Origin of the sequence: Amycolatopsis sp. lyj-90, assembly GCF_046549035.1 — a bacterium.
In the GTDB taxonomy this organism is placed as follows: Bacteria; Actinomycetota; Actinomycetes; order Mycobacteriales; family Pseudonocardiaceae; genus Amycolatopsis.
In genome coordinates, this window is record NZ_JAJPWP010000001.1 from 1,084,459 (window position 1) to 1,104,914 (window position 20,456).

The 20,456-nt window shown below is 70.5% G+C and carries 19 protein-coding genes; 12 read left to right on the plus strand and 7 right to left on the minus strand.

The features are described from left to right. Positions 1-36: 36 nt before the first annotated feature. Positions 37-933 (plus strand): alpha/beta fold hydrolase, encoded by an 897-nt coding sequence (locus ACLJPX_RS04600; protein WP_410598869.1) that lies wholly within the window; start codon positions 37-39, stop codon positions 931-933. After that, complete coding sequence (locus ACLJPX_RS04605; RefSeq protein WP_410598870.1) at positions 930-1,580, plus strand: VC0807 family protein; 651 nt, start codon at positions 930-932, stop codon at positions 1,578-1,580. Before ACLJPX_RS04600 ends, ACLJPX_RS04605 begins: the two co-directional genes overlap by 4 nt. Here the strand turns inward: ACLJPX_RS04605 and ACLJPX_RS04610 are convergent. The 3 genes from ACLJPX_RS04610 to ACLJPX_RS04620 all read right to left on the minus strand — a co-directional run bounded on the left by ACLJPX_RS04610 (position 1,531) and on the right by ACLJPX_RS04620 (position 4,472). Beyond that, complete coding sequence (locus ACLJPX_RS04610; RefSeq protein WP_101607648.1) at positions 1,531-2,328, minus strand: hypothetical protein; 798 nt, start codon at positions 2,326-2,328, stop codon at positions 1,531-1,533. The genes ACLJPX_RS04605 and ACLJPX_RS04610 overlap by 50 nt on opposite strands. A 292-nt stretch (positions 2,329-2,620) precedes the next feature. After that, positions 2,621-3,265, minus strand: coding sequence for a response regulator (locus tag ACLJPX_RS04615; protein WP_410598871.1), 645 nt, complete (start codon positions 3,263-3,265; stop codon positions 2,621-2,623). Then, complete coding sequence (locus tag ACLJPX_RS04620) at positions 3,258-4,472, minus strand: sensor histidine kinase (protein WP_410598872.1); 1,215 nt, start codon at positions 4,470-4,472, stop codon at positions 3,258-3,260. The genes ACLJPX_RS04615 and ACLJPX_RS04620 overlap by 8 nt, the downstream gene beginning before the upstream one ends. A gap of 176 nt (positions 4,473-4,648) precedes the next feature. On the opposite strand from ACLJPX_RS04620, the gene ACLJPX_RS04625 reads away from it, so the two are divergent. Then, positions 4,649-6,046 carry a sigma 54-interacting transcriptional regulator gene (locus ACLJPX_RS04625; protein WP_410598873.1) on the plus strand — a complete coding sequence of 466 codons (1,398 nt, stop codon included), beginning with the start codon at positions 4,649-4,651 and terminating at the stop codon, positions 6,044-6,046. After that, on the plus strand, positions 6,043-8,001 hold the full coding sequence (locus tag ACLJPX_RS04630; protein ID WP_410598874.1) for a vWA domain-containing protein: 1,959 nt from the start codon (positions 6,043-6,045) through the stop codon (positions 7,999-8,001). The genes ACLJPX_RS04625 and ACLJPX_RS04630 overlap by 4 nt, the downstream gene beginning before the upstream one ends. A gap of 1 nt (position 8,002) precedes the next feature. On the opposite strand, the gene ACLJPX_RS04635 is transcribed toward ACLJPX_RS04630, so the two are convergent. Continuing rightward, positions 8,003-9,316, minus strand: coding sequence for a cytochrome P450 (locus tag ACLJPX_RS04635; protein ID WP_410598875.1), 1,314 nt, complete (start codon positions 9,314-9,316; stop codon positions 8,003-8,005). Positions 9,317-9,365: 49 nt separating this feature from the next. Here ACLJPX_RS04635 and ACLJPX_RS04640 point away from each other — a divergent pair, with 49 nt between their 5' ends. Together ACLJPX_RS04640 and mshC are read left to right on the plus strand one after the other, a co-directional pair. Continuing rightward, complete coding sequence (locus ACLJPX_RS04640) at positions 9,366-10,124, plus strand: MerR family transcriptional regulator (RefSeq protein ID WP_410598876.1); 759 nt, start codon at positions 9,366-9,368, stop codon at positions 10,122-10,124. Between the two features lie 80 nt (positions 10,125-10,204). Beyond that, positions 10,205-11,443, plus strand: a complete 1,239-nt coding sequence (gene mshC / locus ACLJPX_RS04645; RefSeq protein WP_101607655.1) for a cysteine--1-D-myo-inosityl 2-amino-2-deoxy-alpha-D-glucopyranoside ligase — start codon at positions 10,205-10,207, stop codon at positions 11,441-11,443. A 72-nt stretch (positions 11,444-11,515) separates the two neighbouring features. On the opposite strand, the gene ACLJPX_RS04650 is transcribed toward mshC, so the two are convergent. Together ACLJPX_RS04650 and ACLJPX_RS04655 are read right to left on the minus strand one after the other, a co-directional pair. Further along, positions 11,516-13,123 (minus strand): ABC-F family ATP-binding cassette domain-containing protein, encoded by a 1,608-nt coding sequence (locus tag ACLJPX_RS04650; protein ID WP_410598877.1) that lies wholly within the window; start codon positions 13,121-13,123, stop codon positions 11,516-11,518. 153 nt (positions 13,124-13,276) lie between these two features. Then, positions 13,277-13,753 (minus strand): MarR family winged helix-turn-helix transcriptional regulator, encoded by a 477-nt coding sequence (locus ACLJPX_RS04655; protein ID WP_410598878.1) that lies wholly within the window; start codon positions 13,751-13,753, stop codon positions 13,277-13,279. A gap of 153 nt (positions 13,754-13,906) precedes the next feature. Here ACLJPX_RS04655 and ACLJPX_RS04660 point away from each other — a divergent pair, with 153 nt between their 5' ends. The 3 genes from ACLJPX_RS04660 to ACLJPX_RS04670 are packed head-to-tail and all read left to right on the plus strand — an operon-like array spanning position 13,907 to position 16,560. Beyond that, positions 13,907-14,485, plus strand: coding sequence for an ArsR/SmtB family transcription factor (locus ACLJPX_RS04660; RefSeq protein ID WP_410598879.1), 579 nt, complete (start codon positions 13,907-13,909; stop codon positions 14,483-14,485). Beyond that, complete coding sequence (locus ACLJPX_RS04665; RefSeq protein ID WP_410598880.1) at positions 14,482-15,720, plus strand: MFS transporter; 1,239 nt, start codon at positions 14,482-14,484, stop codon at positions 15,718-15,720. The genes ACLJPX_RS04660 and ACLJPX_RS04665 overlap by 4 nt, the downstream gene beginning before the upstream one ends. A gap of 15 nt (positions 15,721-15,735) precedes the next feature. Then, positions 15,736-16,560: a metallophosphoesterase family protein gene (locus tag ACLJPX_RS04670; protein ID WP_410598881.1), complete on the plus strand. Its 825-nt coding sequence runs from the start codon at positions 15,736-15,738 to the stop codon at positions 16,558-16,560. Positions 16,561-16,662: 102 nt separating this feature from the next. On the opposite strand, the gene ACLJPX_RS04675 is transcribed toward ACLJPX_RS04670, so the two are convergent. After that, complete coding sequence (locus ACLJPX_RS04675; RefSeq protein ID WP_101607661.1) at positions 16,663-17,562, minus strand: PAC2 family protein; 900 nt, start codon at positions 17,560-17,562, stop codon at positions 16,663-16,665. A gap of 191 nt (positions 17,563-17,753) precedes the next feature. Between ACLJPX_RS04675 and ACLJPX_RS04680 the strand changes: the two genes are divergently transcribed. From ACLJPX_RS04680 to ACLJPX_RS04690, 3 genes are read left to right on the plus strand one after another with little or no spacing between them, the layout of a single operon-like run. Next, positions 17,754-18,434, plus strand: a complete 681-nt coding sequence (locus ACLJPX_RS04680) for an HAD family hydrolase (RefSeq protein ID WP_101607662.1) — start codon at positions 17,754-17,756, stop codon at positions 18,432-18,434. A 55-nt stretch (positions 18,435-18,489) separates the two neighbouring features. After that, a complete protein-coding gene (locus ACLJPX_RS04685; protein ID WP_410598882.1) occupies positions 18,490-19,953 on the plus strand; it encodes a DNA-3-methyladenine glycosylase 2 family protein in 1,464 nt (487 codons plus the stop codon). Between the two features lie 10 nt (positions 19,954-19,963). Next, positions 19,964-20,455, plus strand: coding sequence for a methylated-DNA--[protein]-cysteine S-methyltransferase (locus tag ACLJPX_RS04690; protein ID WP_410598883.1), 492 nt, complete (start codon positions 19,964-19,966; stop codon positions 20,453-20,455). Position 20,456 lies beyond the last annotated feature (1 nt).

The following is a 20,456-nucleotide window of genomic DNA, read 5'->3' on the forward strand; positions in this document are numbered from 1 at the left end:
TTACAATCCGATCGTACCGTAAAAGGAGGGGTGCGAATGAAGGTGGGCGGTTTCTCCTCGCCGGAGGCGCGAGCCGAATACGAGGTCGTCTACGAACGAGGTCTGGCGGCTTTGCCCGCGCCGGCCGGGATCCATGACATCCCGACGGCGTTCGGGGTGGCGCGGGTGTACCGGTTCGGGCGGCCGGGCGGCACGCCGATCGTGCTGCTGCCCGGGCGCGCGGGTACCGCGGTGATGTGGGCACCCAACATCGAGGCGCTGCTCCGGCACGGCGAGGTCTTCGCCGTGGACCTCATCGGCGAGCCCGGGCGCAGCGAACAGACGGCCCCCATTCGCGATGGCGCGGATCAAGCCGCGTGGCTCGGGACGGTGCTCGCGGAACTCGATCTGACGGCCGTGCACCTGATGGGGTACTCGTTCGGTGGCTGGCTCGCGGCCAACTTCGCCGCGCGAGCGCCGGAACGGCTGAAGTCGGTCACGCTCATCGATCCCGTGCTGACGTTCGGCGGACTGACCGCGGGATTGGTCGTCCGCGCCACGCTCTCCGTGATCCCCGTCGTCGACCGATGGGCCCGGCCCTCCTTCCTCCGCTGGATTTCCGGAGGTGCGGAGGTCGATGCCACCGATCCGGTCGCGCGGGTGATCGACGAAGGAATGCGGACCTACCGCATCGCCCTGCCGTCACCCCGGTTGATCACCGACGACCAGTTGCGTTCGCTGCGGATGCCCGTGCTGGCCCTGGTGGCCGGGCGCAGCGTCATTCATCGTCCGGCGCGTGCGGCCGCGCGCGCCCGGGACCTGCTGCCGCGGGGACAGGTCGAACTGTGGCCGTCGGCGACCCATGCCATCGCGGGGGAAGCGGCGGCGGAGGTCAACGCGCGTGTGCTGACTTTCCTGGCCGACTGCGAAGCCATCGGGAAAGCGCCGTCGTGACCGCGCGAGGCAGCCGGAACCCGGCGCTCACGCTCCTGCTCTGGGACGTCGCGCTGCCCTTGGCCGCCTACTACGGGCTCCGGCTCGCCGGACAGAGCGAGCAGGTCTCGCTGCTGGCGGGAGCCGCGATAGCCGCTTTCCGGATCGCCTGGGCCGCCGTCCGGGACCGCTCGTTCGACGGCTTCGCCGCGTTGCTGGCCGGCGTCCTCGGCGTCGGGCTCGTCCTTTCGCTGTTCACCGGTGACGCGAGATTCTTGTTGCTGAAAGAGTCCTTCGGTACCGCGACCGCGGGGATCGTGCTGCTGGTGAGCTGTTTCAGCCGCACTCCGATGATGCTCATCGCCGTGCGTGCCGGGTCGAGCGTGGCCAAACGCGCCGAGATCGACCGGCTCGCCGGCGAGGTGCCCGGCTTCCGTCGCGCGTTCACCCGGATGTCCGCGGTGTGGGGAGTGGCCCTGCTCCTGGAGGCCGTGGTGCGGGTGCCGCTGGTCTACACCTTGTCGGCCGACGTGATGAACGGCCTCAGCGTGGTCCTGCTCATCGCCGTCATCGGCGGGCTTTCGCTGTGGTCGGTCCGATATGCCGGGAAAGTGCTGGCTACGGGTGGCGGTCAGCCTGGTCCGCGAACACCCGCACCGCTTCGTTGATCGCCGCGTATCGGGCACCCCGGACGGCGTCGGCCAGCGGCCGCAACGCCTCGGCCCGTCGCAGCGCCGCCGACGCCGACAGCGCGCCGCCCGGGTCGTCGGACTCGGCGATCGCGAGGATCGCCGCGATCTCCTCCGCCCGTTGCAGCACGCGCAGCGACCGGCTGGGCATCCCGGCGGGCCAGGGCGCGTCGGTGGCCGACCGCAGCCGCGCCGAGAGTTCAGCCCGCACTCCCGGCCGGTCGCGGGCGACGTCGAGTGACTGCAGCGCGCCGGCGCTCGCGCGGATCGCGTCGGTCAGGCCGTGTTCCGACTCGCCGAGCGGCCGGTACTCGAGGACACCCGGCGTCGGCACCGAATAGACGGTCCACCGCATCAACCCCTCGGCGATCGCCTCCGGGACGAGCCCGTAGCCGAGATCCGGCAGGACGACGGCCTCGCCGGTCCGCAGCGCGGCCTCGGTGAACGGGCCGCCACCGCCGAGGCCGCGGACGTCACCGGGCACCGGGAGGAGCAGGTGGAGGCTCTTCGCGCCCTGTGAGCGCAGGGCGAGGAGCAACTGGACCGGAGTCGCCGCGCGGTTGAACGCCAGCGGCAGGTCGAACGCCTCGGCGGCCGCGGCATCCGCGGCGACGACGTCGTGGGCTTCGCCCCAGACCTGAAGGGCGTCAAGGACGTCGTCGGAGGCGGCGGCTCCGTTCAGCCACGCCGAAGACCAGACCGCGAGGGTCGCACTAGGACGGCACACCGCGTTGATTTTAGTCGTGCTTTCTACGAAACCGGGAAATGGGCACGTTATTGAGGGATGAAGCAGAGGTGTCGTGCACGGGCGCGAGCTTGGTGGTCTGTCATCGCGCCGGTCCGCCCGAGGGGTTCGCGAGTGGCGGTTCGGGTTCTGGTGGACCTGTATCTGCTTCCCCGCTCGGCTGCCGTCCGCGGGGTTGTGGGGTGGCATCAAGCTCCGAGACCGGAGCGACCCCCTCGACTCCCGCACCGCACCTTCGCCCTGGTCACGCGTAAGTAGGCAAGTACCGGTCCGCTCACTGACCCTTGGGTTTCAGCAGCCTCAGGTGGAAGGCCTCCGCCACCGCGGCGGCCCGGTCACCGACGCCCAGCTTTCCGTAGATGTTCAGCAAATGGGACTTCACGGTCGCTTCGGTGATGAACAGCCCCGCGGCGGCCTCCCGGTTGGTGTTCCCGGCCGCCACCAGCCGCAGCACCTCCAGTTCCCGCTCGCTGAGCGGTCCCGGCGCGGGCGTGCGCATCCGGTCCATCAGCGTGGCCGCGACCGACGGCGCGAGCACGGCCTCGCCCCGGGCGGCCGCGCGGACGGCTCGGAGCAGTTCGTCACGGGGCGCGTCCTTGAGCAGGTAGCCCGTCGCACCGGCTTCGATGGCGGGCAGCACATGCGTGTCGGCGTCGTAGGTGGTCAGGACGAGTACTCGCGCCGGGTTTCCCCTCTCGGCCAGCTCGCCGATCGCGGTGACGCCGTCCGTTCCCGGCATCCGCAGATCCATCAGGATGACGTCCGGGCGCAGGTTCTCGGCGAGCCGGACCGCTTCGGCGCCGTCGGTGGCTTCGCCGACGACATCGAAGCCCGGATCGCGGGCGAACATGCTGCTCAGACCATCGCGGACGACGGGGTGATCGTCGGCGATGAGCAGCCGGATCGGTGACTCAGGCATGGGCTCCTCCCAGCGGGACGCACGCGGAGATCCCGGTGCCCCCGCCCGGTTCCGACTCGATCCGCAGCGTTCCCGCGAGACTTTCGATCCGTTGCCGCATCGAGGTGAGGCCGAAGCCGGTCCCTGTGGTGTCGCCCCGGGGGCTCAGCGGATCGAACCCCCTGCCGTCGTCCCGGACGTCCACGGCCACCTCACCTTCCAAGTACGACAGCGTCACGCCGGCGCGGGTCGCGCGGGCGTGGTTGGCGACGTTCGCCAGTGCCTCCTGCGCGGTCCGCAGCAACGCGACCTCGGTCTCGGGGGACAGCGGCACCGCGGTCCCGGTCGTGGTGACCCGCACCGCGACGCCGTGCAGCGCCGACCATCGTTCCGCGACACCGTCCAGCGCCTCGCCCAGCCGCGACGTCCGCAGGGGTTCGGGCCGGAGCGCGTGCACCGAACGCCGGGCTTCGGTCAGGCTTTCCCTCGCCAGCGCCGTCGCCGCCGTGGTGCGCCGCCGCCAGGAGTCCGGATCGTGCTCGGCCGCCTGCAACTGCGTGATGATCCCGGTGAGACCCTGCGCCAGCGTGTCGTGGATTTCCCTGGCCATCCGTTCGCGCTCGCCGTGCACGGCGGTTTCGCGCGCACGGGCGAGCAGTTGCTCGTGTAGGGCGGCGTTCTCGGCCAGGCTCGCCTCCAGCCTCAAGTTGGCTTCGGCCAGCTCACGCAAGGCCTCCTCCCGTTGCCGGTTCCGTTCGTCGCCGCGCCAGGCGAACCAGGCGAAGGCGCACATCGGCCCGATGTTGGCGGCGAGGACGGCGAGGTAGCTCAGCACCCCGGCGACCGTGGTCTTGTCCACGCCGTAGGCCTGCGCGGTCCCGGCGACCACCGCCGCCGCGGCGACGCCGGGCACCAGCCAGGGCCACGGCAGGAGCCGGAACGCGTACACATACAGCACGGGCGTGAAGCAACCGAACCAGGGGGCTTCGACCACGAGGATCAGCGTGATCGCGGTCAGCACGCCGAGGAAGACGGCCGTCACCGGCAGGCTCGAACGCCACGACCGGGGTGCCACGAGCATGCCGAGCATCCAGCCGGCGGCGACCCCGCACAGGACGAGCTCCTTCACCAGGGGGCCGTCGGCCACGAACGTGAAAGCAATGAGGATCGCCAAGAGTACGAACGACAGCACCGTCACCACCGGGCTTGCCTCCGGCTCGACGCTCATCCACCACCTCCCTCATCAGCGTGCGGCCCACCGCCGGGGCACGGGTCCAGTCTGCTGCGCGGCCGCCCGCTCCCACATCAACCGACCTCTTGAGGTTCCCTCAACCGTTCGGTTGATCCAGAGCTGGAGTTGCTTCACGTCGACAGGGGCCATGATCGCGACGTAGCGTCGAACGGGTGAACGATGTTCCCGCAAATCTGCCCCGGACCGCCGGGGACCTTCGCGCGGCCGGCCACCTGCCGCGTTCGATCAAACAAGAACTGCACGACAACCTTCTCGCCAAGCTCCGCGCCGGGGAAGACCCGTGGCCCGGGATCGTCGGGTTCTCGCGCACTGTGCTGCCCCAGCTGGAGCGCGCGCTGCTGGCCGGGCACGACGTCGTCCTCCTCGGTGAACGCGGCCAGGGCAAGACCCGGCTGCTGCGCACCCTCGCGGGACTCCTCGACGAGTGGACGCCCGTCATCGAGGGCGCCGAACTGGCCGAACACCCGCTCGACCCGATCACCCCGGCATCGCGCCGCCGTGCCGCCGAACTCGGCGACGCCCTGCCGGTGACCTGGCGCCACCGCGACGAGCGCTACACGGAAAAGCTGGCCACCCCGGACACCTCGGTCGGTGACCTGATCGGCGACGTCGACCCGGTGAAGGTCGCCGAAGGCCGCAGCCTCGGCGACCCCGAGACCATCCACTTCGGACTCGTCCCGCGCGCCCACCGCGGCATCGTGGCGATCAACGAGCTGCCCGACCTCGCCGAGCGCATCCAGGTCGCGCTGCTGAACGTGATGGAGGAACGCGACATCCAGGTCCGCGGGTACACCCTGCGCCTGCCGCTGGACGTGCTGCTGGTTTCGACGGCCAACCCGGAGGACTACACCAACCGGGGCCGCATCATCACCCCGCTCAAGGACCGGTTCGGCGCGGAGATCCGGACGCACTACCCGCTCGACGTCGAGTCCGAGATCGCGGTCGTGCGGCAGGAGGCGCATCTGGTCGCCGAGGTCGGCGAGCCGCTGCTGGAGGTGCTCGCCCGGTTCGTGCGGAACCTGCGCGAATCGCCCGCCATCGACCAGCGGTCCGGTGTCTCGGCCCGGTTCGCCGTCGCGGCGGCGGAAACCGTGGGCGCGGCGGCGCTGCGCCGGTCCGCGCTCACCGGTGAGGAGCCCGCCGTGGCGCGTCCGGTCGACCTCGACGCGGTGCCCGCCGTGCTGCGCGGCAAGCTCGAGTTCGAGCCGGGGGAGGAGGGACGCGAGACCGAGCACCTCGTGCACCTGCTGCGCCGGGCGGTCGCGGAGACGGCCCGCGCGCGGTTCGCCGGACTGGATCTCGTGCCGCTGGCCGACGCCGTCGAGAACGGGCATCTGGTGGCCACCGGGGAACGCGTGCCCGGCAAGGACGTCCTAGCCGCCTTGCCCGAACTTCCGGTGCTCCACGACGTCGCCGCGCGGGCGGGCGTCGGCCCGGACGAACCGGCGGGCCGGATCGCGGCCGCGGTCGAACTGGCGCTGGAATCCCTGTTCCTGTCGAGGAAACTCGCCAAGGATTCGGACGACACGACGACCGTCTACGGCCGATGAGCACCGTCCCGGAGGGGTATTCGTACGGGCCGTGGCACGACGGCCCGGATCCGCTGGCGCCGCCCGCCGACCTGCGGGACGCGCTCGACGAGATCGGCCGGGACGTCATGGCGGGCGCCTCGCCCCGGTCCGCGCTGGAAGAACTGTTGCGGCGCGGCACCCCGCGCACCGCCGGTTTGGACGAGCTGACCAGGCGGCTCTGGCAGCGGCGGTCGGAGATCCAGCGGCGGCACCGGCTGGACGGCACGCTCCAGGAGGTCCAGCGGCTGCTGGACGAGGCGCTGGAGGCCGAGCGGCGCGAGCTGTTCCCCGACCCGGACGACGACGCCCGCTTCCGCGAGGCGCAGCTGGACGCGCTTCCGCCGGGAACGGCGGCGGCCGTCCGCGAACTCGGCCAGTACGACTGGCGCTCTCGGCAGGGCCGGGAGAACTACGGGAAGATCCGCGACCTGCTCGGGCGTGAGCTGCTGGATTCCCGCTTCGAGGGGATGAAGGAAGCACTCCAGAACGCCGGGCCGGAGGACGTCGAGCGCGCCAACCGGATGCTCGCCGACCTCAACGGCCTGCTGGCCGCGCACGCGCAGGGTCGTGAGGACGTCCCCGAGCGGTTCGCGGAGTTCATGCGCGAGCACGGTGAGTTCTTCCCGGAGAACCCGAAGAGCGTCGAGGAACTGATCGACGTCCTCGCCGCTCGCGCCGCGGCCGCGCAGCGGATGCTCAACTCGATGACGCCGGAGCAGCGCGCCGAACTGGCCGAGTTGTCACAGCAGGCGTTCGGCGATCCCCGGCTCGCGCAGCAGCTGTCCACTTTGGATTCCCAGCTGAAGGCACTGCGGCCCGGCGAGGACTGGACGTCGTCGGAACGCTTCCGGGGCAACGATCCACTCGGTCTCGGCGAGGGCGCCCGGGCGATGTCCGACCTCGCCGAACTGGACGCGCTGGCCGAACAGCTCGGCCAGTCCTACCCCGGCGCGAGGCTCGAGGACATCGACGTCGACGCCCTCGAACGCCAGCTCGGACCGGACGCCGGAGTCGACGCGCGGCGGCTGTCCGAGCTGGAACGCGAACTGCGGCGGCAAGGTCTCTTCGAACGCGCGCCCGACGGCACGCTCCGGCTGTCTCCCAAGGCTTTGCGACGGCTGGGGGAGACGGCGCTCGCCGACGTCGTGGCCGCGTTGCGCGGCAAGGCGGGTCAGCGGGAGACCGAATCGGCGGGCGCGGCGGGCGAGCCGACCGGCGCGACCAGGCCGTGGCGGTTCGGGGACATGCAGCCGTGGGACGTCTCCAGGACGGTCCGCAACGCGGTACTGCGCTCGGTCTCGGTGGGCGAACGGTCCGTCCGGATGGACGTCTCCGACGTCGAGGTGATCGAGACCGAGCACCGGTCGCGCGCGGCGGTCGCGCTGCTCGTGGACACCTCGTGGTCGATGGTGCAGGAGGGCCGCTGGCTGCCGATGAAGCGGACGGCGCTCGCGTTGCACCAGCTGATCAGCACCCGGTTCCGCAACGACGCGCTCCAGCTGATCACCTTCGGCCGCTACGCCACGTCGGTCGAACTGGCCGAGCTGGTCGGCCTGGAGGGCGCCTGGGAGCAGGGCACCAACGCCCATCACGCCCTGCTGCTCGCCGGACGGCATCTGCGGCGGCATCCCGACGCGCAGCCGGTGGTCCTGATGGTCACCGACGGCGAGCCGACGGCGCACCTGGAACCCGACGGAACGGCGGAATTCGACTACCCGCCCCAGCCGAGGACACTGCTCAAGACACTGTCCGAAGTGGACCGGATGGCGAAACTGGGCGCGTCGGTCACCGTGTTCCGGCTGGGGGACGATCCGCGGCTGACGGAGTTCGTCGACCTCATCGCGCGCCGCTCCGGCGGCCGGGTCGTCGCTCCCGACCTCGACGGGCTCGGCGCCGCGGTGGTCGGCGACTACCTGCGGACCAGGAAGCGGTAGCTCAGCGGCCGGTCACCTTGATCCTGGCGCCCCGCGCCGGTTCCAGGGTGATCGGCCGCGACCGGGTCCGTTCCGGGCGTGCGTGTTCCGGGGCGACGGTGAACCGGCCGAACAGCTCCCGCAGCACGATCGTGGCCTCCATCAGGGAGAACCCCGCGCCGAGACACCGTCGCGCGCCGCCGCCGAACGGCAGCCAGCTACCGGTGGGCGGCGAACCCTCGAGGAATCGCTGCGGCCGGAAGACCTTCGCGTCGGGATGGTGCTCGTCCTCGCCGTGGACGACGATGATCGACGGCATGACGTCGAACCCCGCCGGGATCCGGTAGCCGCCGATCTCGACGTCCTCGGTCAGCCGCCTGACGACCTCGCCGACCACCGGGCGCAGCCGCATCGCCTCCTTGATCACCGCTTCGAGTGCCTTCTCGTCGCCGTCGTCCGCCGCGCGCGTGGTGAACGCGGCCTGCGCGGGGTCACGGGAAAGCTCGTGCAGTGCCCAGGCGAGCGCGGTCGCGGTGGTCTCGTGGCCCGCGAGCAGCAGGGTGACCAGCTGGTCACGGAGTTCCACATCGGTCAGTTCGTCCCCGTCGCCGGGCACGGTGATGAGGCGGGACAGAACGTCCGTGCGCTGGTCGAGGTCGGTGGCCCGGCGTCGCTCGGAGATCTCGGCGTAGAGCAGCTCGTCGACCCGCGCCTGGCGTTCGGCGTAGGTGCGCCAGGGGCGGTAGCGCTGCAGGCGAGGGGTCTGCCAGCCGATCAGGTGGATCAGCCCGAGTTCGACCAGATGCTTGATCAGCCGTCGCAGTTCGTCGAGCCGTGGTCCTTCGGCGACGCCGAACACCACCCGCAGGATGATCTCCAGGGTCAGCGCGCGCATCCGGTCGTGCGCGCCGAACGCCCGGTTCTCCGGCCAGCGGTCGAGTTCGGCCCTGGTCAGCTCGGTGATCATGTCGCGGTAGCCGCGCAGGGCCGCGCCGTTGAACGCGGGCATCAGCAGCTTCCGCGCGCGCAGGTGCAGGTCCTCGTCGGTGACCAGGACGGAGTGCTCGCCCATCAGCGGCTTCAGGACGATGTTGCCCTCGCCCCCGTGGAAGGTGGCGACCGGTCCGGAGAACACGGTCTTGATGTCCTCGAGATCCGTGAGCATGACGATGTCGCGATGAGGCATGAACCTCATCCGGACGACGGGTCCGTAGCGGCGCTTGAGCAGCGGGAGCACCTGATGCCGGAGATTGCCGACGACGAGCGTCTGGACTAGGCCGGGCAGCCGGGGCCCGGGCGGAAGTGCGGCCGGCACGGTGGTTCCAGCTGTCCCCATCCTTCGTTTCTACGCGCGGTCCGGGATGGCGTCCACCTACGCTGGGCCGATGGGGTATCCGGTGGGGAAGGTCGCGGCGCTGTCGGGGATCACCGTGCGCACGCTGCACCACTACGACGAGATCGGCCTGCTGTCACCGAGCGGGCGGACGGCCGCGGGCTACCGCAGCTACAGCGAAGACGACCTCGACCGCTTGCAGCGCGTCCTGTTCTACCGCGAACTCGGGTTCGGGCTGGAAACGATCGCGAAGGTCATCGAGGACCCGGACGTGGACGCGCTGGAGCACCTGCGGCGTCAGCGCGTGCTGCTCGTGGAGCGGATCGGTGAGCTGACCCGGATGGTCGACTCCGTCGACCGGGTGATCGAGGCCAAGCAGGTCGGCGCCGCGCTGACGCCGGAGGAGCGGTTCGAGGTCTTCGGCGAGTACCGCGAACCGGAGGGGTACGCGGAGGAGGCCGTCCGCCGGTGGGGCGAGACCCCGCAGTGGCGGGCGGCGGCCAGGCCACTGTCCAAGGAGGAGTGGATCGAGGCGGAGAAGGTCCGGCGGGACTGGGTCCGCCGTCTGCTCGACGTCGTCGACTCCGGCGCGCCCGCGGACAGCGCCGCGGCGATGGATCTCGCCGAGGAGCACCGCCTGTTGCTGGCCGCGTTCATGGGCGAGTGCGGTCACGCGCTGCACCGCGAGATCGCCGGGATGTACGCGACCGACCCGGTCCAGCTCGGCTTCCTGGTGCGTGAGCCGGACCAGCGGCCGGGCCTGGGGGAGTACATCCGGGACGCGGTCGACGCCAACGCGGGCCGGTCCTGAACGGGCGAGTTCGGTTACTCCGGCCGTGTCCGGCTCCCACCGGACGGGAACGGCGCGGCGGCTCCGCTTACAGTCGGGGTATGCAGACTTGGTCATCGGTCGACGTGCCCCGTATCCCCGGCACCCCCCGTCCGCTGCGGCTCCACGACACCGCGACGGGGCAGATCCGCCCCACGGCGCCCGGGTCCACCGCCCGGATGTACGTCTGCGGCATCACGCCGTACGACGCCACCCATCTGGGGCACGCCGCCACGTATCTGACATTCGACCTGGTGAACCGCCTGTGGCGCGACGCCGGGCACGACGTCCACTACGTGCAGAACGTCACGGACATCGACGAGCCCCTGCTGGAGCGGGCCGAGCGCGACAAGGACGACTGGGTCGTCCTCGGCATGCGCGAGACGGCGTTGTTCCGCGAGGACATGACCGCGCTGCGGGTGCTGCCGCCGCGGCAGTTCGTCGGCGCCGTGGAGAGCATCCCGGAGATCGTCGAGGTCATCGCCAAGCTGCTGGCGAACGGCAGCGCGTACCGCGCCGACGACGCGGACTACCCGGACATCTACTTCGACCACAACGCGACCGGGCATTTCGGGTCCGAGTCGAACTACGACGCCGAGACCATGGCGAAGTTCTTCGCCGAACGCGGCGGCGACCCGGACCGGCCGGGCAAGCAGCACCCGCTCGACGCGCTGCTGTGGCGGATGGCGCGGCCCGGCGAGCCGTCGTGGGAGTCCGAACTGGGCGCGGGGCGGCCGGGCTGGCACATCGAGTGCAGCGCGATCGCGGTCAACCGGCTCGGTCTCGGCTTCGACGTCCAGGGCGGCGGCTCGGACCTGATCTTCCCGCACCACGAGTACAGCGCCGCGCACGCGGAGGCCGTCGCGGGGGACCGGCCGTTCGCGCGGCACTACGTGCACGCCGGGATGATCGGCCTCGACGGCGAGAAGATGTCGAAGTCGCGCGGGAACCTCGTGTTCGTCTCCCGGCTGCGTGCCGACAAGGTCGACCCGGGCATCATCCGGCTCGCGCTGTTCGCCGGCCACTACCGCGAGGACCGGCCGTGGACCGCGCAGTTGCACGCGGACGCCGCGGACCGCCTCGGGCGCTGGCGCGACGCCGTCTCGCTCGGCACCGGCCCGGCCGCCGAGGACACCGTCGCGCGCCTGCGCGACCACCTCACCGACGACCTCGACACGCCCAAGGCGCTCGCGGCCGTCGATGCCTGGGTGGAGCAGGCGCTGAACCGCTCGGGTACCGACCCGGCGGCGCCCGGGCTGATCCGGAACGCCGTCGACGCGCTGCTCGGCATCGAGCTCTGAGAAACGTCATGAAAGGGGCTTTCAGGACGAATTTCGTCCTGAAAGCCCCTTTCATGACACCCGTATAACGCCCTACACGGCGACGTGACCGGCTTCCAGCCGGAGGTGGTCGCCCACCCAGTCCCGTCGCAGCCACCGATCATGGGAAGCGATGACGACGGCGCCGGGCGCCGAGTCGAGCGCGGCGAACAACTCCTCGGCCAAGGTGAGCGAGATGTGGTTCGTCGGCTCGTCCAGCAGGAGGACCTCCGGCGGATCGGCGATCAGCAACGCCAGCGCGAGCCGCCGCCGTTGCCCGACCGACAGCGCGCCGACCCGGGTCCCGAGATCACGCGGAGCCAGCAGGCCGAGGCCGCGCAACGGTGGAGCGCCCTCGCCGAGAGCTTCGGCGTAGGTCCGCTGGGCGGTCTTCTCCGGTTCGGCGAACGCGACATCCTGTGCCAGCAGGCCGATCCGCACCCCGCGTCCGGAAAGGACGGTCCCGGAGTCCGGCGTCAGCGAGCCGGCGAGGACGGACAGCAGCGTCGACTTCCCGGCACCGTTCCCGCCGGTGATCAGGAGCCTCGACGTCGTCGTGATGTCGAGGGTCGCCAGGCACAGCCGCCCGGCGATCTCGAGGTCCCGTACCGAAATCGCCGTCTTGTCCTCACCGGGTTCGCCGGTCAGCCCGCCCTGGAACCGCAGGGGCGCGGGTGGTTTCCGCACTTGGTCGCGTTCCAGTTCGTCCAGCCGCAGTTGCGCGTTGCGGACCCGGCGTGAGATCTGCTTCTGCACCCTCCCGGTCTTGAAGTCGTAGAGCATCTTGGCGTTGTCGCGCTGCGGCCGGTTGTGCGCGACGTTGCGCGCGGTGACGGCCACCGATTCGCGCAGTTCCTTGAGTTCGTCCTGCTCCTCGGCGTAGCGCTGTTCCCAGCGCGCCCGTTCGGCCCGTTTCTGGTCCAGGTAGTCGGAATACGTGCCGCCGTACCGGGTCGGGCCGCCCAGCGCCGGGTCGAGGTCGACGATGTCGGTGCACACCGCGTCGAGGAACACGCGATCGTGTGACGACAGCACGAGGACACCGGTCAGTGAAGCGAGATGGTGCTCCAGGAACTCCATCGCGGCGTCGTCGAGATGGTTCGTCGGCTCGTCCAGGATCAGCGTGCCCGGCCGCCGGATCAGCAACGCGGCGAGGCCGAGTCGCGACCGCTGCCCGCCCGAAAGCGTGCCCAGCTCCCGCGCCGGGTCGATCCCGGCGAGCCCCAGGCCCGCGCACACCACCTCGGCCCGCCGGTCGGCGTCCCAGAGATCGTGCGCCTGGGCCCATTCGAGCGCGGTGCCGTACTCGTCGAGCACCGCCGGGTCGTCCGGGCGCTCGGTGAGCGCTTCGGTCAGTTCGTCGAGCCTTGCCGACGCGTGCCGGATCTCGGCGAGCGCGTCGTCGATGACGTCGGAGAACCGCGCTGTCAGCGGGAAAGGCAGTTCCTGCAAGAGGAATCCGAGGTCGTCGCCGCGCTGTACCTCGCCGGCGTCGGGCTCTTCGACCCCCGCCAGCAGCCGCAGGAGCGTGGACTTGCCGACGCCGTTCTCGCCGACCAGTCCGAGCCGCTGCCCGGCCGAAGCGATCAGGTTCACGCCGTCGAGCACGACACGGGCGCCGTAAGAGTGGACGAGGTCCTTGGCGATCAGGGAAAGAGACATACGACATCACCGCGTTTCTTCGGACATGGGGAATCCCCGCCGGGCCTCGTCGCTTACGGGAGCTGCGCTCGACCGAAGCCGCCTCGGAACGGGGAAGGTGCGATGTCAGTTGTCCATGATGCGAAGAGTCTAACGCAACGGGTGTAGCGTTAGTCAACCCCCAATTTCGGGGGACCCGGATCGCAGCCGGGTGGCTTCTTGTTCGGCGAAGGCGCGCCCCTCGGTCATGACGCCGAGCAGTGCGGCGAGCTGGCGCCGGTCCAGGCGGCCGAGGCGGTCGCCGAAGAACCGGGCCATGGGGGAGTACAGGTCGGAGACCTCGCCGAGCCGGTCCGGCAGCGGGCGGATCAGGAGACGGCGGCGGTCGGCCGGATCCGGGACCCGCTCGACCAGATCCCGCGCCTCCATGCGATCGAGCATCCGGGTCACCGCGCCGGTGGTCATGCCGAGCGCCCGCGCCAGCCGGGTCGGGGAGGTCGCGGTGCCGCTGATGACCAGCTGGAGTCCGTGCAGTTCGGTGGCGCTGATCCCGAGCCGGTCCGCCATGGCCGTGTGGAACAGGACGGTCGCGCTGACGAACCGGGGGATCTCCAAGGCCGCGGCGGTGGCGAGTTCTCGCTGGTCAGGCATGCGTGTTCCCGGTGCAGTAGTTGACTTGTGCAGTTACTGATATGTGCAGCAGCTGTCGTGGCAAGGGTATCGAGAGCCGATTGACATCTTCGACGCCACCTGCAACTCTGAAAGAGAACTTTCGAAAGAATTCTTTCAGATTGGATCGGGACGATGGCCGGGTTGCCGCCGCGCAAGCGGATCGAAGACGTCGAGCTGATGCGGGCGCTGGCGCATCCGCTGCGTTCCGCGCTGGTGGACCATCTGATGGCGGTCGGTCCGAGGACCGCGAGCGAGTGCGCGGCGGCGGTGGGCTCGACCGCGTCGAACTGCAGCTGGCACCTGCGTCAGCTGGCCCTGCATGGTCTCGTGGAGCGGGTCGAGGGGGAGGACGGGCGAGAGCGGCCGTGGCGTGCTTGCCAGGTCGGCATCGAGTTCGGCGACGATCCGGAACTGCGCGGGGCACAGCTGGCGGTCGTGGGAACCGCGCTGGCGCGGGAGAAGGAGCTGATCGAGCGCTATTTCGACGCCGCCGACCAGCTCGACAAGGAATGGCAGGACGCGTCCGGGATCAACACGTACTCGCTGCGGGTGACCGCGGCCGAGCTGGACGAGCTGGTCCGGGGGATCGACGCGCTCGTGCGGCCTTACGTCAGCACGATCCGCGAAGACGCTCCTGGGGAAGCCCTGCCCGTCCACTTGGGACTGCGGGCGTTCCTGCGGATCGACGCAGAGGGGAAGCCGAGCGCATGAAACCGTTGAGAGAACCCGCCTTCGCGCGGTTGTGGACCGCGGCCTTCTTCTCCGAGACCGCCGAGTGGATGCTGCAGATCGCGCTGCCGGTGTTCGTCTTCCAGGCGACCGGTTCCGCGGCCACTACGGCGTTGAGCATCGTGCTCGGCCTGCTGCCCGCGGTCCTCCTCAGCCCGGTCGCCGGGGTGATCGCGGACCGCTGGAACCGGCGGCTGGTGCTGTGCGTGGTGTGCGCGGGGCAGGCGTTCGTCGCGTTGCCACTGCTGTTCGTCGCGTCCGGCGGGCCGGTGTTCGTGATCTACGGGGTCATGGCCGCGCAGGCGGGCCTGGCTTCGCTGTTCGAGCCCGCCCGCAACGCGCTCGTGCCGGAGCTGGTCGCGCCGGACGAGCTGATCGGCGCCAACGGCCTCATGAGCATCAACGGCAGCGTCGCGCGTCTCGCCGGAGGCTGGGCGGGCGGCCTCCTGCTCGGTTTCGGTGGCCTGGGCTGGGTCGTGGTGGCCTATCTCGGCGTGCTGGTGGTCGGCTCGGCCCTCCTGGCGCGCCCGTTCCGGCGGGTCGCCGCGCCCAAGGAGGCGGGACCGCACGAGCCGGTGCTGAGAGCCTGGCTCGACGGGCTTCGCGAGATCGGCCGCGAAGGGCGGCTCCGCCTCGCCGGGGTCGTCGTGGTGCTGACGTCCCTGGCGCAGGGGATGTTCCTGGTGCTGTTCGTGGTCTTCGTGCTCGACATCCTCAACGGCACCGAAGGCGACGTCGGCCTGCTTCGCGGGGTGCAAGCGCTCGGTGGGCTGGCCGCGGGATTCGCCGTCGCCACCGTCGCCCGCAAGGTCGCGCCCGCCGCTTTGCTCGGCTGGGGAGGACTCGCGCTCGGTCTTCTCTCGGCGGTCATCTGGAACCTGCCGGCGCTGACCGCGTCGCTGGGGGTCTTCATCGGACTCTTCGGGCTTGTCGGCGCTCCCGGGGTGCTGGCCGGATCCGGTCTGCTCTCGCTGGTCCAGACGACCGCGTCCCCTGAGCGGTCCGGCCGCGTGCTGAGCACCATGTTCGCCGCGACGGCCGGGTTCACCGCGCTGGGCGCGCTGCTGGCGGGCGGGCTGGTGAGCGTGCTGGGCACCGGCGTGCTGCTGAACGTCCAGGCGGGCCTGCACGTCGCTTCGGCGGTGACCGTCCTGTGGGTCGCGGCGTCGGGCCGGTTACGCCGTGATGCGGTTTCGGCGGTTCCCCGGTCCGAGTGAAGCTACGGTGGTGGAGTGCCGCATCTCTTCGCCACCAGCGATCTCCACGTCACCCATGAAGGCAACGCCCCGCTCGTCGACGAGGTCGTGCCCCGGACCCCCGACGACTGGCTGCTCGTGGTCGGTGACGTCGCCGAACGCGCCGAATCCGTGATCGGGGTGCTCAAGACCTTGCGGGAACGCTTCGCGAAGGTCGTCTGGGTGCCCGGCAACCACGAACTGTGGACCACCCAGAAGGACGAATGTCAGCTGCGGGGCCAGGCGCGCTACGAGCACCTGGTCGACCGCTGCCGGGAGATCGACGTGCTCACCCCGGAGGACCCGTACCCGGTGTGGGAGCACCAGGAAAAGCCGCTGACGATCGCCCCGCTGTTCGTGCTGTACGACTACAGCTGGCGCACCCCCTCGGCCGACGGGCTGCCGTTGCTGGCGGCCGTCGAGCAGGCGCGCGAGGCCGGCGTGCTGTGCACGGACGAGTTCTTCCTGCACCCCGACCCGTATCCCAGCAGGCAGGCCTGGTGCGCCGACCGGGTGAAGATCAGCACGGAGCGGCTGGAGGCGATCCCGGAGGACCACGGGACGATCCTGATGTCGCACTGGCCGCTGCACCGCCACCCGACCGCGCCGCTGTACTACCCGGAGTTCGCGCTGTGGTGCGGGACGACCGAGACCGAGGACTGGCACCTGCGTTTCCGGGCCGAGGTCGCCGTCTACGGGCATCTGCACATCCCGCGTTCGACCGAGGCGGACGGGGTGCGGTTCGAGGAGGTTTCGCTCGGCTATCCGCGTGAGTGGCGGAAGCGTGCCCGGGGACCCATTCCGCTGCGGCGCATCTTCTAGCGGCCTCGTGGGTGGCCGCGGAGTGCTATGAAAGGCCCGTTACTTGCAAAATTTGCAAGTAACGGGCCTTTCATAGCGCGCGACGCGACCGAAAGAGAGCCGTCAGCCCCGTCCCGGGCCGTCCTGACCGGGACGACGACGCCGCAGGTACCGCTCGAACTCGGCCGCGATCTTGTCGCCGCTCACGTCGTCCAGCGTGAACTCGGTCTCCGCGTCACCGCGCTCCTCGAGTCCCCGGACGTACTCGGTGATCTCTTCGTCCTCTTCGGCCATCTCGGTGACCGTCCGCTGCCACTCCTCGGCCTGCTCGGGAAGGGCACCGAGCGGGATCTCGACGTCGAGGACGTCCTCGAGCTTGTGCAACAGCGCGAGCGTGGCCTTGGGCGACGGCGGATGCGAGACGTAGTGCGGCACGGCCGCCCAGATCGACACCGCCGGGACGCCGGCCTGCACGCAGTAGTCCTGCAGAACCCCGACGATGCCGGTCGGGCCCTGGTAGTTGTTCAGCTCCAGGCCGAACTGGGAAGCGGTGTCCTTGTCGTACGCCGTCCCGGTGACCGGGACGGGCCGGGTGTGCGCGGTGTCGGCCAGGAGCGCGCCGAGGGTGACCACGGTCGCGACGTCCATCTGCTGGATGTGCTCCAGGAGTTCGGCGCAGAAGGCGCGCCAGCGCATGTTCGGTTCGGGCCCCTGGACCAGCACGATGTCCCGGCTGATGCCTTCCGGGCGGCAGACCGAGAGCCGGGTGGTCGGCCAGTCGACCCTTCGGGTGACGCCGTCCACCATGCGCACGGTCGGTCTGCTCACCTGGAAGTCGTAGTACTCGTCCGGACTCAGCTCGCTCAGTGGGGTCGCATCCCAGTTGAGCTGGAGGTGCTCGACCGCCCGGCTGGCCGCGTCACCTGCGTCGTTCCATCCTTCGAAGGCGACGATCATGATCGGCTTGGTGTCATCCGGGTGGTCGCGGCCGGGCCGCTGGGTCTCGTCGACGGGCTCACTCACCGGACCAGCCTACGACCAGACGGCTGTCCGCCGTTGAGCATGTCCGATCGCCCGGCGTTCGGACGAACCGCGTCAATCCGTCGTAAGCCGACATTTCGGTCAAGATCCTCGGCGTCGGCGTGGATCCGTCTCGGCTACCGTGGGATCCGGAACGCCGGGTTAGTTCGCCATCTGATCGTGAAGGGGGAGCCGTGACCGAACCGTCCACACGGGACGGACTCGCCGCCGTGCTGTGGGATATGGACGGCACGCTGGTCGACTCGGAGAAGCTGTGGGACGTCGCCCTCTACGAGGCCGTCGAGACCCTCGGCGGCACGCTGACCGAGGAGCAGCGCCTGAGTCTCGTCGGGTCCAATATGGACGAAACGGCCGCTTTCCTGCTCGAAGTGTGCGCCAAGCCCGTCACCCCCGAGTCGATCGCGGAGATGGGGGAGTGGATCCGCAAACGGACGGCCAACCTCTTCGACGGTCCCCTCCCGTGGCGCCCCGGCGCGCAGGAGCTGCTCGACCTGTTGCGCGCCAACGGCGTGCCGATGGCGCTGGTCACCTCCACCGAACGGTCGCTGACCGAACTCGCCCTCAACACCATCGGCCGCGAGTACTTCGCCGTCACCGTCTGCGGTGACGAAGTCGATGGTCTGAACAAGCCGGACGCCAGGCCGTATCGGCTGGCGGCGGAGTTGCTGGGGGTACCGGCTTCCCGCTGCGTCGCGATCGAGGACTCACCGCCGGGCGCGGCTTCCGCGGCCGCGGCGGGCTGCACGGTGGTGGTGATCCCGAACGACGTCGACGTCGAGCCGGGAGAACGGCGTGTGTTCCGCTCGTCGCTCGTCGGTCTCGACGTGCGCGCGCTGACCGCCCTCCTGCCCTGACCGCCATGTCGCGTTTTCGCTAGACCCCGGCCACGCGGTCGGTGATGCTGGCTGGGTGCATGAGGATTTCGAGCGTTGCGTCCGGGCGGTCCAGGCGAACGACGACCGGTTCGACGGCTGGTTCTTCACCGCCGTCCGGACCACGAAGATCTATTGCCGGGCGAGCTGCCCGGTCGTCCCGCCCAAACCGGAGAACATGAAGTTCTACCCGAGCGCGGCGGCCGCGCAGGAGGCCGGGTTCCGCGCCTGCAAACGGTGCCGCCCGGACGCGAGTCCCGGTTCGCCGCAGTGGAACGAGCGCGCGGACCTGGTGGCCAGGGCGATGCGGTTGATCGCCGACGGAGTCGTCGACACCGACGGCGTGACCGGTTTGGCCGCCCGGCTCGGCTACAGCGTCCGGCAGGTCGAGAGGCACGTGCGCGCCGAACTCGGCGCGGGCCCGCTCAGTCTCGCCAGGGCCCAGCGCGCGCAGACGGCGCGGCTGCTGATCGAGACGACCGGCCTGTCGATGATCGACGTCTCCCTCGCCGCCGGGTTCGGCAGCGTCCGGACCTTCAACGACACCGTCCGCGAGGTCTTCGCGCTGTCCCCGACCGAGTTGCGGGCCCGGGTCCGCACCGCGCCGGCGACCGCGCCCGGGACGTTGAACCTGCGCCTGCCGTACCGGAAGCCGCTGTTCCCGGACAACCTCTTCGGACATCTGGTCGCGACCGGGATCCCCGGTGTCGAGGAATGGCGCGACGGCGCGTACCGCCGGACGCTGCGGTTGCCGCACGGTCCCGCCCTCGTCGCGCTCAAACCCGAAGACGGCCACATCGGCTGCCGTCTCACCCTGTCGGACCTGCGGGACCTCTCGACCGCGATCAGCCGCTGCCGCCGCCTGCTCGACCTCGACGCGGACCCCGTCGCGGTCGACGAGGCCCTGGCCGCGGACAGCCTGCTCGGCCCGCTCGTGGCGGCCGCGCCAGGCAGGCGGGTACCGAGGACCGTCGATGGCGACGAGTTCGCCGTCCGCGCCGTGCTGGGCCAGCAGGTGTCCACCGCCGCCGCCCGGACGCACGCCGCCAGGCTCGTCCTCGCACACGGCGATCCGGTCGACGATCCGGAAGGCGGCCTCACCCACGTCTTCCCGGACCCCATCGCGCTCGCCGAGATCGACCCGGAAAGCCTCGCGATGCCGCAGAGCCGCAAGCGGACGCTGCTCGGCCTCGTCGCCGAACTGAACGGCGGCGAGCTCGACCTCGGAGCGGGCAGCGACTGGCAGCGGGCACGGGAACGCCTGCACGCGCTGCCCGGGTTCGGACCGTGGACCGTGGAGAGCATCGCGATGCGCTCGCTCGGCGACCCGGACGCCTTCCTGCCGACCGACCTCGGCGTCAAAGTCGCCGCGAAGGGCCTCGGTCTCGGCCCGGCGGCGTTCGTCGAGCGTGCCGAGCATTGGCGCCCGTGGCGCGCCTACGCCGTCCAGCACCTCTGGGCGACCGGAGACCACCCGATCAACCGGCTGCCCGCCGCCTAGCAGGAGCATCATGCGCACGCACACCGTCATCGACAGCCCGTACGACCGGCTGACCCTGGTCGCGGACGGCGAAAGCCTCTGCGGCCTCTATATGGTCCAGCAGCGTCATCGCCCGGCCGAGGAGACTTTCGGCCATCCGGATCCGGGCGCGCCGATCTTCGCGGAGACCGAGAAACAGCTCAAGGAGTACTTCGCCGGACAGCGGACGGACTTCGATCTCCCGATGAGCTTCGGCGGCACCGAATTCCAGCGGATGGTCTGGGAGGGTCTGCTCGGAATCCCATATGGCGAGACGGTCTCCTACGGCGAACTAGCCGACCGGCTCGGCAGGCCCACCGCGTCCCGCGCGGTCGGTCTCGCGAACGGGAAGAACCCGATCGGCATCATCGTGCCGTGCCATCGCGTGATCGGCTCCACTGGCGATCTCACCGGCTACGGCGGTGGTGTCGAACGGAAGCGGCTCCTGCTCGACTTCGAGCGGGGCGGCTCCACGCTGTTCTGAG